Genomic DNA, 14937 nt, shown 5'->3' on the forward strand with positions numbered 1-14937 from the left:
TTGCGTCACGCGGCCGCATGGGCCACCGGCGCGCCGGGTGTCGTATAGGCGCCGTCGAGATAGACGAGCGGATCGACGTCGCCGCTCATCAGCACCTCGCGGATGCGTCCGATGAACACCGTATGCGTGCCGTATTCGAAGCGGCCGTCCTGCTCGCACACGAGGCTCGCCTGCGAATCGCGCAGATACGGCACGCCGTGCGGCGACGTGTGCCAGTCGCCGGTCGTGAAGCGCGCTTCGCCCTTCAGGCGGCCGCTGCAGTCGATCGCGATGCCTTCGTGGCGCGCGGACAGCACGTTCACGCAGAATGGCGCGCCCGCATCGAGCGGCGGATACAGCGACGCGGTGCGGTTGATGCAGATCAGCAGCGACGGCGGATCGGTCGACAGCGAATCGACCGCCGTCGCGGACATCGAGTAGCGCCGGCCGTCGTGCGCGCTGCTGATGACCGTGACCGAACGCGCGAGGCGACGCATCGCGAGCAGCATGTCGGTGCGCAGCGGATGGGGGGTGAGATCGCTCATGATCGGACTCCGTCAGGTTCTGTCGTGGATGGCCGGGCGGACCGCCCGCCGGCGTCGGCCGCGCGGGCGGCCAGGTGATCGGCGGCGAGATACCCGAAGGTCATCGCCGGACCGAGCGTCGAGCCCGCGCCGGGGTAGCTCGCGCCCATCATCGATGCGCTGGTGTTGCCGATCGCATAGAGGCCGTCGATCGGTTCGCCGTCGGCGCGCAGCACGCGGGCGTGCGCGTCGGTGACGAGCCCGCCCTTCGTGCCGATGTCGCCGGCGTCGATCCGCACCGCATAGAACGGCGGCTGGTCGACCGGCCCCAGGCACGGGTTCGGCTGGTTCCGCGGGTCGCCGTAATACGTGTCGAACGCGTTGTCGCCCTTGCCGAACGCTTCGTCGACACCGGTGATCGCGTAGCGCGCCATGTCGCGCAGCGTGTCGTGCAACCCCGCCGCGTCGACGCCGATCCGCGCGGCCAGCGCGTCGATCGTGTCGGCCTTCACGAGCACGTCGCGAAACGCATCCGGGATCCTCGAATCGGGCATCATCGACGCCGGCATGATCGGCCCGCACGGATACTTGCGGCGAAAGCGCGCGTCGAACACCATCCATGCCGGCACGCTCGCGCCGGTGCGCGCATGATCGCGATACATCGCGGGCACGAATTCGGAATACGGCGCGGCCTCGTTGACGAAGCGCCGGCCGAGGCCGTTGACGATCACGCAGCCCGGCAGGTTGCGTTCGACGAACAGCGCGCGCTGCTTCTCCTCGCCCGCGACGCCGACGGTCGGCGCACCCCACACGTGCTCCATCAGCGCCAGCGCGCCGCCGAGCCGGTGGCCTTCGGCAATCGCATCGCCCGTGTTGGACGGCGGCGTCGCGCTCCACTGCGTCCGGGTCGGCTGCGGCAGGTAACGTTCGCGCATCGGCTGGTTGCGCTCGAAACCGCCCGCGCCGAGGATCACGCCGCGCCGCGCGGCGATCGTCACCGGCTGTCCGAAGCGCTGCACGCGTACGCCCGTCACGCGGCCGTCCACCTCGAGCAGGTCGCGCATCGGCGTCTCGAGCCACACGGGCACGTGACGGTCGAGCAGTGCGCGACGCAGCCCGCCGATCAGCGCATTGCCGAGCGTCAGGCGCCGGTCGCGCCGCGTGCGGCGGCGCATGCCGACATCGAGCCAGTAGCGGCCGAACTGCGCGATCGCGAGCCGCATGAAACCGGGGCCGCGCGAGAACAGCGTATGCGCTTCCTTCGACGTCACCGCGACGCGCCCGCCGATCAGCGTGCCGGGCGATGGCGGCCGCAGCCGCTCGAACTCGTCGCCGAGCAGCCCGCCGTCGAATGGCAGCGGATCGAGCGCGCGATACCCCGGCATCGCGCCCGGCAGCTTCTGGAAATAATCCGCATACATCGGCAGCGCCTGATAGCGCACGGGCGTCTTCGATTCCAGATAGCGCAGCATCTCCGGCGCGCGGTCGAGATACGCATCGAGCTTGTCTGGCGTCGAGGCGCCGGCCGTGCACGCGTCGAGATAGCGGCGCGCGGCGTCGCGCGAGTCGGTCGCGCCGAGTTCGGCGATATGGTGATTGCACGGCACCCAGATGCCGCCGCCCGATACCGCCGACGTGCCGCCGTACCGCGCCGTCTTCTCGATCACCACGACGGACAGCCCGTGGTCGGCCGCGCGGCACGCGGCGAGCAGCGCGCCCGCGCCCGAGCCGACGACCACCACGTCGAACGCGTATTGCCGTGCTTGCGTGTCGTTCATCCTGGCCCCGTCAGATGAAGAAATCGGTGTTCTCGCGGCCGAGCATCACCGCGCCGAGGTTCTGGCCGAAGCGGTCCACGTTGTTCGCGTAGTGCGCGCGGGCCGCATGCAGGTCGAGGAAGCGGCGCACCAGCGGATTGCGGTGATAGATGCCGTTGCCGCCCGCATAGCGCAGCAGCGCGTTCGCGGCCTGCGCGCAGCGTTCGGCGACCTGCGCGGACTGGTAGCGGAAATGCACGCGGCGCTCGATCGACACCGCCGGGCCGCCGGTCACCGACGCCATCAGTTCCGCGAAATTGCGCTGGAGCAGCACCTTCATCTCGTCGATCGCCACCGCCGCGTTCGCGCATGCGTGCTGCGCGCCCGGATCGTCGGTCGTCTTCGCGCCGCTGTTGGCGGACACGCGCGTCGCCGCATAGCCGGTGAAATCGTCGAGCGCACCCTGCAGCGCGCCGATGCACGACGTGCACACCGCACGCACGAAAATCTGCGCGAACGGCAGCTTGAACAGCGGCGCGTCGTTGACCGCCAGCCCGGGGCTCGTGCCCATCATCCCGTCGATCGCCTTGTGCGTGCGGTACGCAGGCACGAACGCGTCGTCGACGACGATGTCGTGGCTGCCCGTCGCGCGCAGGCCGAGCACGTCCCAGTCCTGCTCGATCCGGTAGTCGGCTTTCGGCAGCAGGAAGGTGCGGTATTCGGGCGGCTGGCCGGCCTCGGCCGGCGGCACCAGCGCGCCGAGGAACACCCATTCGCACAGTTCGCTGCCGCTCGAGAACTTCCAGTGGCCCGACAGCCGGAAGCCGCCGTCCACCGGCGTCACGCGGCCGACCGGCATGTAGGTCGACGCGATCAGCGTCGCCGGATCGTTGCCCCACACGTCCTGCTGCGCGCGTTCGTCGAACAGCGCGAGCTGCCAGTTGTGCACGCCGACGACGCCGTACACCCACGCGGTCGACATGCAGCCGCGCGCGAGCGCCATCTGGATCTCGAAGAAGGTCTGCGGATCGAGCTCGTAGCCGCCGTAACGCTTCGGCTGCAGCACCTTGAAGAAGCCGGCGGCCTGCATGTCGGCGATCGTCTCGGCCGGGATGCGGCCCTGCGCTTGCGCGTGCGCGGCGCGGCCGGCCAGCGTCGGCGCCAGCGCCTCGGCCCGGGCGATCAGCGTGGCGGCCAATGCGTTCGAATCGTTGTCGCGATGCACGAATGTCTCCTGTGGAACGGGGGCGGCGCCGCGGCGCCCGCCCCGCTCCCGTTCAAAGTTGTTCGGCGCGGCCTGGCCGCGGGCGATGCTCGCCACCACCGATGGTCAGCTTCGCGCGAGCGCGCCGCATCGTCCGACCGGACGACGGGCGCGGCCCGGTGCATCACGCGCAGGCCCGTTCCTTCTCGCGATTGAAGAACGGAATCACGTGCTCGCCGATATTGCGGATCGTCTCCATCTGCGCTTCGTGCGGCACCGTACCCATCTGGCACAGGAACAGCACTTCGTCGACACCGGCTGCCTGCAGGCGGCCGACATAGCCGATGCAGTCGTCCACCGTGCCGTACGCGTGGTTCGGGTTCATCATCGCGAGCGCCGGGTCGGCGAAGTTCACGACGACTTCCTCCGACGCGAAGCGCGAGCGAATCACCATCTCGCCGGTGTCGGCCTGCACGAGGTCGTCGCCCCACTTCGCCGGGTCCGGCCGCTCGCCGCCCGTGTACCAGTACGCGAGCGATTCCATGAAGTAGCGCTGGCCGCGGATGCCGATCTTGCGGGCCGCCTGGCCGTCCGCCATCACGACCGTCGGGCACAGCGCGGCGAGGTGCTGCGTCGGGCGGAAGCCGACCTGGTCTTCCGGCTTGCGGTTCGCCCATGCGTCGCGGTACACCGCGTTCTTCTTCGCGACTTCGTCGGGGCCGCCGAAGCCGAGCACCAGCGCGCCCATCCCGCGCTGGCCGGCGCGCAGCAGCGCGTCGGTGTTGGTGCATGCGAGGTACATCGGCGGGTGCGGGTCCTGGAACGGCTTCGGGTGGATCGGGCGCTTCGGAATCTTGATGTACTGGCCATCGTGCTCGATCTCGTCCTGCACGAACATCTTCGGCACGAGGTACATCGATTCGTCGATCATCGGCTGCAGCGCGTCGAGGTCGTAGCCGAACGCGCCGGCTTCCTGCTGGCTGCCGCCCTTGCCGACGCCGAAATGCACGCGGCCACCCGACAGGATGTCGAGCAGCGCGACCCGCTCGGCCACCTTGATCGGGTGATTCATCGCCGGCGGCAGGCACACGACGCCGTGGCCGAGGCCGATGCGCGTCGTGCGGCCGGCCAGGTACGCGAGGAAGGTTTCCGGCGCGCTCATGTGCGCATAGTTGGTCAGCGACGTGTGTTCCACGCACCAGATCGTGTCGAAACCGACCTGCTCGGCGAGCAGCGCCTGTTCGACCGTTTCCTTGAACACCCGGTGGTCGCCCTCGCGCGACGCGTCGGTGGTCTGGGCTTCGTAGATGAGGGAAAACTTCATTGCGTGCGTCTCCATGTCTGTTGGACGAATCGGGGTCGCGCAGGCCGCCCGCACGATACGGACGAATAGCGACGGTCCACGAATGGGAGTGTCGGCGCGCCGGCTGGCGCGGGCATCATCTGTTCGGAGTAGCCGGACGCCCGCGGGGACAGAGGGGTTTCACGGTCATCCGATCGGACTGCGTGAGCGCGCGAGCGGCGCGCTAGCATCGGACGACGGCGCACTGCACGCCGCCCACATCAAGACAAGGGAGAACCGGGATGAAGGTATCGATGCTGCTGTATCCGGTCGACGACATCGACACGGCGTTGCCGCTGTTCGTCGACGGGCTCGGCCTGAACGTGAAGTTTCGCGACGGCGACCGTTATTGCGCGCTCGACGGCGGCCCGCTGACGATCGCGCTGGTCGCGGGCGACGAGCAGATCGTCGAACGCGCGGCACTCACGCTGCGCGTCGACGAGGACGACGACCTGTATGCGGCGATGGCGCGGGTCGTGAAGGCCGGCGCATCGGTGCGCGTGCCCGTGCAGGCCGGACCGCACGAATACCGCGCGGTGCTGGAGGACAGGAACGGCGCGTTGCTGGTGATTTCGCAGAAACGGTCGGCATGACGATGCGCGGCGCGGCCGCCGGATGCGCGCGCACCGGATGCCGCGCGGGCGTAGCCGGCGTCACGCGTCCGCGCCCGACGCGCGCAGATCGCTGGTTTCCAGCAGTTCGAGCAATGTGCCGGCCGGCTGGCTGAGCCGCTTCGCGGCCAGCGCGATGAATTCGACGTCGGGCAGCGCGGGCAACCCGTCGCCGTTCACGGGTGGCGCCAGCCCGCGCGCGGACAGGTACTGCGACGTCGCGGTCAGCCCGAGCCCCGCGCGCGCGGCCGCGATGCAGCCCGGCTGGCTGCTGCTCGAACACACGACTTCCCAGCCGATGCCCTTTTCCGCGAGCGCGTTCAGCACCACCGCGCGCGTAACGCTCGGCTCGGCCACCAGCACGAGCGGCAGCGGGCGCTCCAGATCGACGACGGTGCCCGGCCGCGCGACCCATTCGAGCCGCGCGCGCAGCAGCGGCGTGCCGCGCCGTTCGCCGAGCCGCCGCTTGCCGATCATCAGGTCGAGCGCGCCCGCGTCCATCAGTGCGTAGAGCCGGCTCGTCATGCCGGTGGTGATTTCCAGCGCGACATCGGGATGCGCGGCGCGGAACCCGGCCAGCACCTCCGGCAGCGCGACGAGCGCGAGATCGTCCGACGCGCCGAGCCGCACGCGCCCCTGCAGCCGCGGCTTGCGAAATTGCGATTCGGCGCGGTTCAGCGCCTGCAGGATCACGTTCGCGTGCACGAGCAGCGCCTCGCCGTCGGCCGTCATCGCGATCGAATGGGTATCGCGCACGAACAGCCGGCGGCCGACGCTCTCTTCGAGGCGACGGATGTGTTCGCTGACGCTCGACTGGTTGAGCCCGAGCTGCCGGCCCGCTTCGGTGAAGCTGCGGCAGTTCGTGACGGTCGCGAACGTCTTGAGCCAGACGGGATTGAGCATCCCGCATTGTCATCGTCATTTCCGATGACAGTCAATGCCTTGAGGCGGCTTCCCGATGACCAGCGGAATCGGTACCATCGAGCGCTCGACGTCCGGCACGCGCCGCGCGACCGCGCAGCGGCGCCGCCCGCCGGACTTTCGCCCCACCGATTTCGCCATGTCCCGGGAACCCACACACTCCGCGCTGCTCTGGATCGTCGCCGCTGCGTTCTTCATGCAGTCGCTCGACACGACGATCGTCAACACCGCGCTGCCGTCGATCGCCCAAAGCCTGCAGGCGTCGCCGCTCGCGATGCAGCCCGTCGTGGTCGTCTACACGCTGACGATGGCGATGCTCACGCCGGCGTCCGGCTGGCTCGCCGACCGGTTCGGCACGCGCCGCGTGTTCTCGGTCGCGATCCTCGTGTTCGTGCTCGCGTCGATCGGCTGCGCGGCGTCGCATACGCTCGGCCAGTTGGTCGTCGCGCGCGCCGTGCAGGGCATCGGCGGCTCGATGCTGCTGCCGATCGGGCGGCTTGCCGTGCTGCGTCGCGTGCCGGGCGAACAGTACGTCGCGGCGATCGCGTTCGTGTCGATCGCCGGCCAGCTCGGCCCGATCGTCGGGCCGACGCTCGGCGGCTGGCTCACGCAGGCGATTTCGTGGCACTGGGTGTTCATCGTCAACGTGCCGGTCGGCGTGGTCGGCTTCATCGCCGTGCAGCGCTACCTGCCGCACGACCAGGCGACGCAGCCGCCGCCGTTCGACTTCGTCGGCTGCGCGCTGCTGTCGGCCGCGATGATCGCGCTGTCGCTCGCGATCGACCCGCCGATGTCCGCGCACCGCGCGGCGTGGGCGGCCGCGCTCGCGGTGCTCGGGCTGGCAAGCGCGCTCGCGTACCTGCCGCACGCGCGGCGACGCGCGCAGCCGCTGTTCCGGCTCGGGCTGTTCCGCGAGCCGAACTTCGGGTCCGGGCTGCTCGGCAACCTGCTGTGCCGGATCGGCACGAGTTCGGTGCCGTTCATGCTGCCGCTGTTGATGCAGGTGCAGCTCGGCTATACGCCGCTGCAGTCGGGGCTGATGATGCTGCCGGCCGCGATCGCGGGCGTCGTCGCGAAACGGTGGATCGCGCCGCTCGTGAAGCGCTTCGGCTATGCGACGTTTCTGGTCGTGAATACGGGGATCGTCGGCTGCGCGATCGCGGGGTTCGCGCTGGTGTCGGCGCGGCCCGCGCCGGTGCTGGAAGGCGTGCTGCTGATCGTGTTCGGCGCGGCGAATTCGATGCAGTTCGCGGCGATGAACGGCGTGACGCTCAAGGGGCTGTCGCATGCCGACGCCGGCAGCGGCAACAGCCTGTTCACGATGATGCAGATGCTCGCGATGGGTCTGGGCGTCTCGATCGGCGGCGGGCTCGTCAACCTGTTCGCCGCCTATCGCGGCTCGATGGCGCACGGGTTCATGCTGTCGTTCGCGTGCATGGGCGCCGTGACGCTGCTGTCGTCCGTCGTGTTCCGGCGGATCGATACGGCCGCGCCGCCGGCCCATGCGGCGGCGCGCCCTTCCGCGTGATCGCGGCCGTCAGTTCACCGGGCGGCGCTCGACGACGCGCTTGAGCACCCAGCGGATCGACGAACCGTCGGCCGGCGGCTGCGCGACGCGATATTCGTCGACTTCGAGCGTGTACAGGTAGCCGGGCTGGTACGCAAAGCCTTCGATACCCGCGTACCACAGGCTCCACGGCTCGCCCGGGCTGCCGCGCACCTGCAGGCACTCCATCGGCGCGACGCCCGTGCAGCGGGCGGACTGCGGCGCGACGTAGACGGTCCGGGTCACGGGCTTGCCGTCGGCCGGGCGGGCCGCGGCCGGCGCGGTCGCCGCCGCATCGGTCTGGCATCCGGCGAGGAGCGTGCTGCCGGCAAGGATGGCCGCGCCAAGCAGCGTTCGGGAGGGGCGAATCATCTGATGTTCCTCTGGGAGCGTTGGAGGGCCGATTAGACGAGCCGCCCGGCGCGAAAGTTCACAAATACCTTACAAAACCGGTTCGACCACCCTCATTTATGGGATGTCGCGCGCGCGCCGATACGTTACCGTGTTCCGGTTCCGCTCTGCGCAGCCGCCGGCGGTCCGCACGTGCACGCCGAGCGCATCGCGACCCGGCGGCCGCAACAGGAGACAACCCGAATGACCACGGCGACCGCGGCCCTGCCGCCGCATCTTGCCCAGTCGAAACTGACGCTCGAGCAGTTCGACGCCTTGCTCACGAAGATCTACGAAGGCCCGCTCGAGGACGTCCCGTGGGGCGGCGCGCTCGAACAGATCCGCGTGCACCTGCACGCGAACTACGCGACGATGATCCTGCGCTGGCCCGCCAGCGGCCATGCGGGGCTGATGATCAATGCGTCGGAAAACAGCGCGCCGCTGCCGGGCGTCGCGTCGTACAACAGCTACTACTACGCGCTCGACCCGTTCGTGAACCTGCCGACCGATCGCGTCGTCACGGTCGACGAGTTGCTCGGCGCCGGCGTCTGGCGCAACAGCGCGATGTATGCCGAATTCCTGAAGCCGCTCGACGTCGGCCATCTGATGGGCGCCGACCTGCGCACGCACGACGGCGTCGAGTGCCGCTTTCGCGTGTGCCGTTCACATCGCGACCACGCATTCTCGGCGACCGACAAGGCCGTGTGCAACGCGCTGCTGCCGCACCTGAAGCGCGCGGTGCGGCTGCACGCGAAGTTCGGGATGGTCGAATCCGAGCGCACGCTGTATGCGAGCACGATCGACCGCATGCTCGTCGGCACCGCGATCCTCGACGAGCGCGGCGCGATCATGAAGACCAATTCCGTCGCCGACGAGATCTTCGCCGAATGCGACGGCCTGCGCGTGCGCGGCGGCGCGCTCGAAGCGTCGTATCCGCTGGAGGACCGCAAGCTGCAGAAGCTGATCCGCCAGGTGCTCGCGGAACGCACGGGCAGCACGCCGTCGGTCGCGCACGCGATCGCGGTGCCGCGCCCGTCCGGCAAGCCGCGGCTCGGCGTGCTGATCCGCGCGGTGCCGCTCAGCGAGTGGTCGGAGGACAATCCGCGCCGGCCGGCGTGCGCGATCTTCATCCGCGATGCCGAGCGCAAGTCGCAGGCGTCGCACGAGATCGTGCGCAAGCTGTTCGACCTGACGCCGGCCGAGACCGCGCTGGCGCTCGCGCTCGTCAACGGACAGACGCTCGAGGAAGCGGCCGACGAGCTGGCGATCAGCAAGAACACCGCGCGCTCGCATCTGCGTGCGATCTTTTCGAAGACGGGTGTCACGCGGCAGGCGACGCTGGTGCGGCTGTTGTTGAACAGCGTGCTGTCGCTGGGGTGAAGCGTTCGCCGCAATGCCGCCACCGCCGAATCCGCCTAGTCCGTTTCAACGTCGAAGCATCGGCGCAGCCCGCCTAACCTGTCCGTCCGACCCGCGCTTCAGGAGACAGGAATGGAACGCTTCGCAGGACAAGTCGCCGTCGTGACCGGCGCGGCGACCGGCATCGGACGCCAGGCCGCGCTGTGCTTCGCCGAAGCCGGCGCGCAGGTCGCGCTGCTGGACACCGCCGTGGCGGCCGCGGAAGACACCGCGCACGAGATCGAGCGCCTCGGCGCGAAGGCGATCGTGCTGCGCACCGACGTGTCGCACGACGCCGACGTGCGCCATGCGATCGACATGACGGTCGACACCTTCGGCCGCCTCGACCTCGCGTTCAACAACGCGGGCATCGCGCCGCGCGGCGCACCGGCCGCCGAATTCGACGAGGACGAATGGGACCGCACGATCGCGGTCAACCTGAAAGGCGTGTGGCTGTGCATCCGGCACGAATGCCGGCACATGCTGCAATCGGGCGGCGGCGCGATCGTCAACACGTCGTCGATCATGGGGCTCGTCAGCGGCCCCGGGCTCGCCGCGTATTCGGCGTCGAAAAGCGATGTCGTCGGCCTCACGAAAGCGGTGGCGATCGACTATGCGAGCCGCGGCATTCGCGTGAACGCCGTGTGCCCCGGCGGCATCGCGAACACGGCGATCACCGACCGGCCGGACAACCGCGACGACATGGCGCGGCTGATGCAGGCCACGCCGATGGCACGGCTCGGCGAGCCGCGCGACGTCGCGGAAACGGTGATGTGGCTGTGCTCGCCCGCCGCACGCTTCGTGACCGGCCAGACGATCGCCGTCGACGGCGGCTTCACCGTGTGGTGATCGTGTACCATCGGCGCTTCCCGATACGCTTTGGCGCGCTGCCTTCGTCCGCCCGGCCACGCCCGCGCGGTTCGCGCAGCGCGTTTCCTTCGCATGACCTCATCCGCTTCGTCCAACGACACCGCGCTGCGCCCGCTGCCGATCGATACGCTGGCCGTGCCGGCCGCGCTCGACGGACGCACGGGCACCAACCGCTCGGGCAGCGCGCATCCGCAGATCGCCGCGACCCATGACCTCGACGCCGTGCGCGCCTGGCTCGCGCGCTTCGTCGATACGCCGACCACGTTCCAGAACTACCGCAAGGAAGCCGAGCGCCTGCTGCTGTGGGCCGTGATCGCATGCGGCAAGCCGCTGTCGTCGCTCACGCACGAGGATCTCGTCGTGTACCGGCAATTCCTGCTCGCGCCCGCGCCGGCCGAGCTGTGGTGCGCGAACGGCGGCCGCAAGCATCCGCGCGACGATCCGCGCTGGCGGCCGTTTTACGGGCCGCTGTCGGCAGCCAGCCAGCGGCAGGCGCTGGTGATCCTGAACGTGATGTTCTCGTGGCTCGTGCAGGCCGGCTATCTGGCCGGCAATCCGCTCGCGTTGTCGCGGCAGCGGCAGCGCCGGCCCGCGCCGCGCGTCACGCGCCATCTCGGGCAGCCGCTGTGGCAAGCGGTGAAGGATGCGATCGCCGCGATGCCGCGCGACGATGCGCGCGCCCGCTTCCATGCGGATCGCGCGCGCTGGCTGTTCACGTTGCTGTATCTCGGCGGGCTGCGCATCACCGAAGCGGCCGATACGACGATGGGCCGGTTCTTCTGCCGCCGCGATGCGGACGGGCACGAACGCTGGTGGCTCGACGTGACGGGCAAAGGCGGCCGGCAGCGGCTCGTGCCGGCCACCGACGAGATGATGACCGAGCTGGCGCGCTACCGGCGTGCGCACGGCCTGCCCGCGCTGCCGGTCGACGGCGAGCCGACGCCGCTCGTGCTGCCGGTCGGCCAGGCGCGCAAGCCGCTCACGCGTGCGGCGCTGCACCGGATCGTGAAGCAGGTGTTCCGGCACGCGGCCGACCGGCTGCGCGCGAACGGCGAAGCCGGCGAGCAAGCGGCGCGCGTGCTCGAACAGGCGTCCGCGCACTGGCTGCGTCACAGCGCGGGCTCGCACATGGCCGACGGCCGCGTCGATCTGCGGCTCGTGCGCGACAACCTCGGCCATGTGTCGCTCACGACGACGAGCCAGTATCTTCACGCGGACGACGACTGGCGCCATCGCGAGACGCAAGCGAAGCACCGGATCGGGTGGGACTAGACTGCGTTGCGCCGCTCGACGGACGAGGTCGATCCCGCCGAGATCCGCCGTGGCTGCGGCACTTCCCATGGCCGCTTGCTCCGGCGCGTCGATCCCGCCGCGCGACACGTCGACACGCTTGCCGTGTCAGTACACCGCCACCCAGTGCCCGGGCACCCACGCCCAGTGATTGCCGGCCCACCGGTAATGCCCCCTGGCCCAGCGATAGCCGGGTGCGGGCGGCGGCGGCGCCACCTCGGCGACGGGCGCGGGCTGCGGCGGCCGCATGGGCTCGACCACGCACGCGGACATCAGCACGGCGCTCGCGCTCACCAGCATGGCGAGCGAAACAGACCGGATCTTCATTGTCGATGCTCCCTGTTGTGTCATCGGTTGTCGGCCGATCGCGGCGACACGACGCGTCACGCGGCTGCGCGAATCAGGCCGCTCATCGGCCGTGCCGCACCGCTTTCCGCGAACAGCGCGGATGCGGTGCGGCGCGGGTCGAGCCGCAGGCTGTCGGCGGCGGCGCCCGCGATCAGCGCATCGAGCGACGCAGTCGGCTTCAGGTCGCGCCCTTCGTACAGGTCGCCCGGCCGTAGCCCCGGCCAGTCGGCGATCACGCGGCCGCCTGCCACCGCGCCGCCCGCGAGCATCGCGACCGACGCCTGCCCGTGATCGGTGCCGCCCGTGCCGTTCACCGCGGCCGTGCGGCCGAACTCGGTCGCGACCAGCACCGTGGTCTGCTGCCACGCGGGCCCGAGGCCGTCGCGCAGCGCGGCGAGCATCGTGTCGAGCGCCTTCAACTGATTCGCGAGCCGCGCGTTCTGCGCGCTATGGGTATCCCAGCCGCCCGTCTCGATCATCGCGATCCGCGGGCCGTCGTCGCGCGCGAGAAACGTCGCGGCGAGCTTGCCGACGCCGGCCGGGTCCTGTCGCGCATGCGCGTCGCCGGCGAGGCCGCGTGCTTCCATCGCGGATTGCCACAACGGGCCGAGCTGCGCGTCGGCTTCGTAGAGCGCCGACACGCGCGTGAGCAGATCGTCCGGCGCGGCCGGCAAACCGGACGGCGCATACGACGCGGCCTGCACCGCGCCGCGCAGCGCGAGCGGTACGGTCGGCGCGAACGCGATTGCGTTGTCGCGCGTCGCCGGCAGCAGCGCGGCGAGCCGGTTCAGCCAGCCGTCCTTGACCTGGTACGGCGCCCGGCCGCCCGTTTCGAGCACGTTCTGGCCGTCGAAATGCGAGCGGTCGCGATACGGCGACGCGATCGCATGGACGAACAGCGCCTGACCGTCGCGGTACATCTGCGCGGTTTGCGCGAGCGACGGATGCAGCGCGAACGTGCCGTCGAGCCGCGTCGCGGCCGTCGTGTCGATCGCGAGCGGGCCGCGCAGCGACGCATACGCGGGCTCCGCATACGGGACGACGATGTTCAGGCCGTCGGCCGCGCCGCGCTGGATCACGAACACGAAGCGCCGGTCGGTCTCGACATTCGCGAACACGAGCCGCGGCGCGACGAGCATCGCGCCCGCGCCGGCCGCGGCCACACTGAGGAATCGTCGGCGGGATAGTGCCATGGTCATCTCCGTTGGAAATCGGGCGAAACGAGCAGCAGTGCGAGCGACGTCGTCGCGCTTTCGGCGCGCGCGAGCGCGGTCGCGGTCGGCGCGCTCAGCGAACCGGCGAGCAGCGTGTTGCCGAGCGTGCGCGGATCGAGCCGGTCGCCCGTGCGTGCGGCCAGACGCTGCGCGATCTCGACGCGGCGCACCAGCGCATCGGGCGCGGCCCAGCTCGCGGCGACGTCGTCGTAGCCGGCCGGCGAACCCGGCCGCCACACCGGCTGGCCGAGCTGGGCGAGCAGCGGCGCGGCCTTGAGATCGCCGGTGTCGCGCCAGCCGAGCCCGCGCAGCGACGACACGGCCCACTCCCACGGCGTCTTGAACTTGCGGTTGACCGGCGACCACGCGTCGGGCGCGTCGACGAGCGCGCGATAGACGGTCGGCAGGTCGCCGCCGCTCGCATCGAAGGCGCGCGCGAGCCGCTCGGTCAGCGCGGGCGGCGGATTGTCGGCGACGACATGACGGGCGAGCTGGAACGCGATGTGTCGGCCGGTCGCCGACGATCGCGCGAGGTCGCGCAGGATCGCGCGCGCCTGCGCTTCACCCGGTTGATCGTAGGTGCGGCCCATCACCGTGCGCGTGCCGGGTTCGTGCAGATTCGGCCGGAACACGAATGCGCCAGGCGCCGCATCGCCCGGTTGCGCCCCGCGCCCGCCGGCAATGCTCCAGCCGGTCAGCGCGCGGGCGAATTCCGTCACGTCGGCTTGCGTGTAGCCGGTGCGCACGCCGAGTGTGTGCAGCTCCATGATTTCGCGTGCGAGGTTCTCGTTGAGCCCGCGCTTCGCGGACGGATCGCGTGCCTGCGCACGCAGCGCGGCCGGGCTGTCGGGACCGACCGAGCGCGCCTGGTCGAGGAACACCTGCATCGCGGGATGCTGCTCGACGGCGACGAGCATGTCCTCGAAACGGCCGAGCACGTGCGGACGGATCGCGTCGCGTTCGAATGCGCCCGCGTAAGCGGCCACCTGCCCTTTGTCGACCGACACCGCGAAATGATTCGCCCAGAAATGCACGAGACGCTCGACGAACGGCGTGGACGTGTTCAGCGCGCTGTTCATGCGCGCGGCGACGGCGCCGCGATACGCGTCGTAGCCGTCGCGGCGGATCGATTGCGCGGTGGCACGCTTCGCGGCCGCGTCGTCGCCCGTCGTCGCGTTGCGGGTGTTCGCGAAGCGCGTGGCGAGCGTGACCGCGTCCGGCTCGCCGGCCCATGCGGCGGGTCGCGCATCGTAGCGGTCGAACTGGGCGAGCAATGCGGCCTTCGGGTCGGCGGGCGGGGCTTCGTCGGCGCGCGCGCCGAGACCGAAGCGGTTCAGCGCGATCGCGGCCGGCGTGGCGTCGTTCGGGTGCTCCATGACGGGCTCTCTTGCAGTGCGTATTCACGTTCAACGCAAGCACGCCGGGAAATCCGTCGCGGGGCGGGAAAATATTTTTTGCTGTGGAAGCGCCGGGCGGAAATCGCGCAACACAGCGGCGTGGATCGTCAGCGGACAACGACCGCGCGATTCGCCGGAACCGGCGC

General features: G+C 70.3%; 14 protein-coding genes. 5 read left to right on the top strand and 9 right to left on the bottom strand.

Features of this window, described 5'->3' with window-relative positions:
• Positions 1–5: 5 nt before the first annotated feature.
• The 4 genes from KU887_RS20115 to KU887_RS20130 form a co-directional block, all read right to left on the bottom strand.
• Positions 6–524, bottom strand: a complete 519-nt coding sequence (locus KU887_RS20115) for a flavin reductase family protein (RefSeq protein ID WP_006483126.1) — start codon at positions 522–524, stop codon at positions 6–8.
• On the bottom strand, positions 521–2281 hold the full coding sequence (locus tag KU887_RS20120) for an FAD-dependent oxidoreductase (RefSeq protein WP_048988167.1): 1761 nt from the start codon (positions 2279–2281) through the stop codon (positions 521–523). Before KU887_RS20120 ends, KU887_RS20115 begins: the two co-directional genes overlap by 4 nt.
• 10 nt (positions 2282–2291) lie before the next feature.
• Positions 2292–3485: an acyl-CoA dehydrogenase family protein gene (locus KU887_RS20125; protein ID WP_059720819.1), complete on the bottom strand. Its 1194-nt coding sequence runs from the start codon at positions 3483–3485 to the stop codon at positions 2292–2294.
• 163 nt (positions 3486–3648) lie between these two features.
• Positions 3649–4788, bottom strand: a complete 1140-nt coding sequence (locus KU887_RS20130) for an LLM class flavin-dependent oxidoreductase (RefSeq protein ID WP_006493091.1) — start codon at positions 4786–4788, stop codon at positions 3649–3651.
• Positions 4789–5048: 260 nt separating this feature from the next.
• Here KU887_RS20130 and KU887_RS20135 point away from each other — a divergent pair, with 260 nt between their 5' ends.
• Positions 5049–5399: a VOC family protein gene (locus KU887_RS20135; RefSeq protein WP_006483121.1), complete on the top strand. Its 351-nt coding sequence runs from the start codon at positions 5049–5051 to the stop codon at positions 5397–5399.
• A gap of 60 nt (positions 5400–5459) precedes the next feature.
• On the opposite strand, the gene KU887_RS20140 is transcribed toward KU887_RS20135, so the two are convergent.
• Positions 5460–6320, bottom strand: a complete 861-nt coding sequence (locus KU887_RS20140; protein WP_006483122.1) for a LysR family transcriptional regulator — start codon at positions 6318–6320, stop codon at positions 5460–5462.
• 157 nt (positions 6321–6477) lie between these two features.
• On the opposite strand from KU887_RS20140, the gene KU887_RS20145 reads away from it, so the two are divergent.
• A complete protein-coding gene (locus KU887_RS20145) occupies positions 6478–7866 on the top strand; it encodes a DHA2 family efflux MFS transporter permease subunit (RefSeq protein ID WP_058903598.1) in 1389 nt (462 codons plus the stop codon).
• A gap of 9 nt (positions 7867–7875) precedes the next feature.
• Here KU887_RS20145 and KU887_RS20150 read toward each other — a convergent pair whose 3' ends face one another.
• Entirely contained in the window at positions 7876–8256 is a 381-nt protein-coding gene (locus KU887_RS20150) for a DUF4377 domain-containing protein (RefSeq protein WP_048988163.1), read from the bottom strand.
• Positions 8257–8478: 222 nt separating this feature from the next.
• Here KU887_RS20150 and KU887_RS20155 point away from each other — a divergent pair, with 222 nt between their 5' ends.
• The 3 genes from KU887_RS20155 (at position 8479) to KU887_RS20165 (ending at position 11814) form a co-directional block, all read left to right on the top strand.
• Positions 8479–9654, top strand: a complete 1176-nt coding sequence (locus KU887_RS20155; protein ID WP_006483696.1) for a LuxR family transcriptional regulator — start codon at positions 8479–8481, stop codon at positions 9652–9654.
• A 111-nt stretch (positions 9655–9765) separates the two neighbouring features.
• Positions 9766–10521: an SDR family NAD(P)-dependent oxidoreductase gene (locus KU887_RS20160; RefSeq protein ID WP_258257532.1), complete on the top strand. Its 756-nt coding sequence runs from the start codon at positions 9766–9768 to the stop codon at positions 10519–10521.
• 93 nt (positions 10522–10614) lie between these two features.
• Entirely contained in the window at positions 10615–11814 is a 1200-nt protein-coding gene (locus KU887_RS20165; protein ID WP_258257536.1) for a tyrosine-type recombinase/integrase, read from the top strand.
• A gap of 126 nt (positions 11815–11940) precedes the next feature.
• On the opposite strand, the gene KU887_RS20170 is transcribed toward KU887_RS20165, so the two are convergent.
• From KU887_RS20170 to KU887_RS20180, 3 genes are read right to left on the bottom strand one after another with little or no spacing between them, the layout of a single operon-like run.
• On the bottom strand, positions 11941–12159 hold the full coding sequence (locus KU887_RS20170; protein ID WP_058903184.1) for a YXWGXW repeat-containing protein: 219 nt from the start codon (positions 12157–12159) through the stop codon (positions 11941–11943).
• A gap of 56 nt (positions 12160–12215) precedes the next feature.
• Positions 12216–13373, bottom strand: a complete 1158-nt coding sequence (locus KU887_RS20175; protein ID WP_058903185.1) for a DUF1501 domain-containing protein — start codon at positions 13371–13373, stop codon at positions 12216–12218.
• A 2-nt stretch (positions 13374–13375) separates the two neighbouring features.
• Complete coding sequence (locus KU887_RS20180) at positions 13376–14770, bottom strand: DUF1800 family protein (RefSeq protein WP_080323778.1); 1395 nt, start codon at positions 14768–14770, stop codon at positions 13376–13378.
• Positions 14771–14937: the final 167 nt, after the last annotated feature.

This window comes from Burkholderia sp. EMB26 (genome assembly GCF_024730645.1).
GTDB lineage: Bacteria > Pseudomonadota > Gammaproteobacteria > Burkholderiales > Burkholderiaceae > Burkholderia > Burkholderia cenocepacia.

Bases quoted from the DNA above. Each gene is read 5' to 3' on its own strand.
- KU887_RS20115 (WP_006483126.1), bottom strand. From the start codon at position 524: ATGAGCGATCTCACCCCCCATCCGCTGCGCACCGACATGCTGCTCGCG.
- KU887_RS20120 (WP_048988167.1), bottom strand. From the start codon at position 2,281: ATGAACGACACGCAAGCACGGCAATACGCGTTCGACGTGGTGGTCGTC.
- KU887_RS20130 (WP_006493091.1), bottom strand. From the start codon at position 4,788: ATGAAGTTTTCCCTCATCTACGAAGCCCAGACCACCGACGCGTCGCGC.
- KU887_RS20135 (WP_006483121.1), top strand. From the start codon at position 5,049: ATGAAGGTATCGATGCTGCTGTATCCGGTCGACGACATCGACACGGCG.
- KU887_RS20140 (WP_006483122.1), bottom strand. From the start codon at position 6,320: ATGCTCAATCCCGTCTGGCTCAAGACGTTCGCGACCGTCACGAACTGC.
- KU887_RS20145 (WP_058903598.1), top strand. From the start codon at position 6,478: ATGTCCCGGGAACCCACACACTCCGCGCTGCTCTGGATCGTCGCCGCT.
- KU887_RS20150 (WP_048988163.1), bottom strand. From the start codon at position 8,256: ATGATTCGCCCCTCCCGAACGCTGCTTGGCGCGGCCATCCTTGCCGGC.
- KU887_RS20155 (WP_006483696.1), top strand. From the start codon at position 8,479: ATGACCACGGCGACCGCGGCCCTGCCGCCGCATCTTGCCCAGTCGAAA.
- KU887_RS20160 (WP_258257532.1), top strand. From the start codon at position 9,766: ATGGAACGCTTCGCAGGACAAGTCGCCGTCGTGACCGGCGCGGCGACC.
- KU887_RS20165 (WP_258257536.1), top strand. From the start codon at position 10,615: ATGACCTCATCCGCTTCGTCCAACGACACCGCGCTGCGCCCGCTGCCG.
- KU887_RS20170 (WP_058903184.1), bottom strand. From the start codon at position 12,159: ATGAAGATCCGGTCTGTTTCGCTCGCCATGCTGGTGAGCGCGAGCGCC.
- KU887_RS20175 (WP_058903185.1), bottom strand. From the start codon at position 13,373: ATGGCACTATCCCGCCGACGATTCCTCAGTGTGGCCGCGGCCGGCGCG.
- KU887_RS20180 (WP_080323778.1), bottom strand. From the start codon at position 14,770: ATGGAGCACCCGAACGACGCCACGCCGGCCGCGATCGCGCTGAACCGC.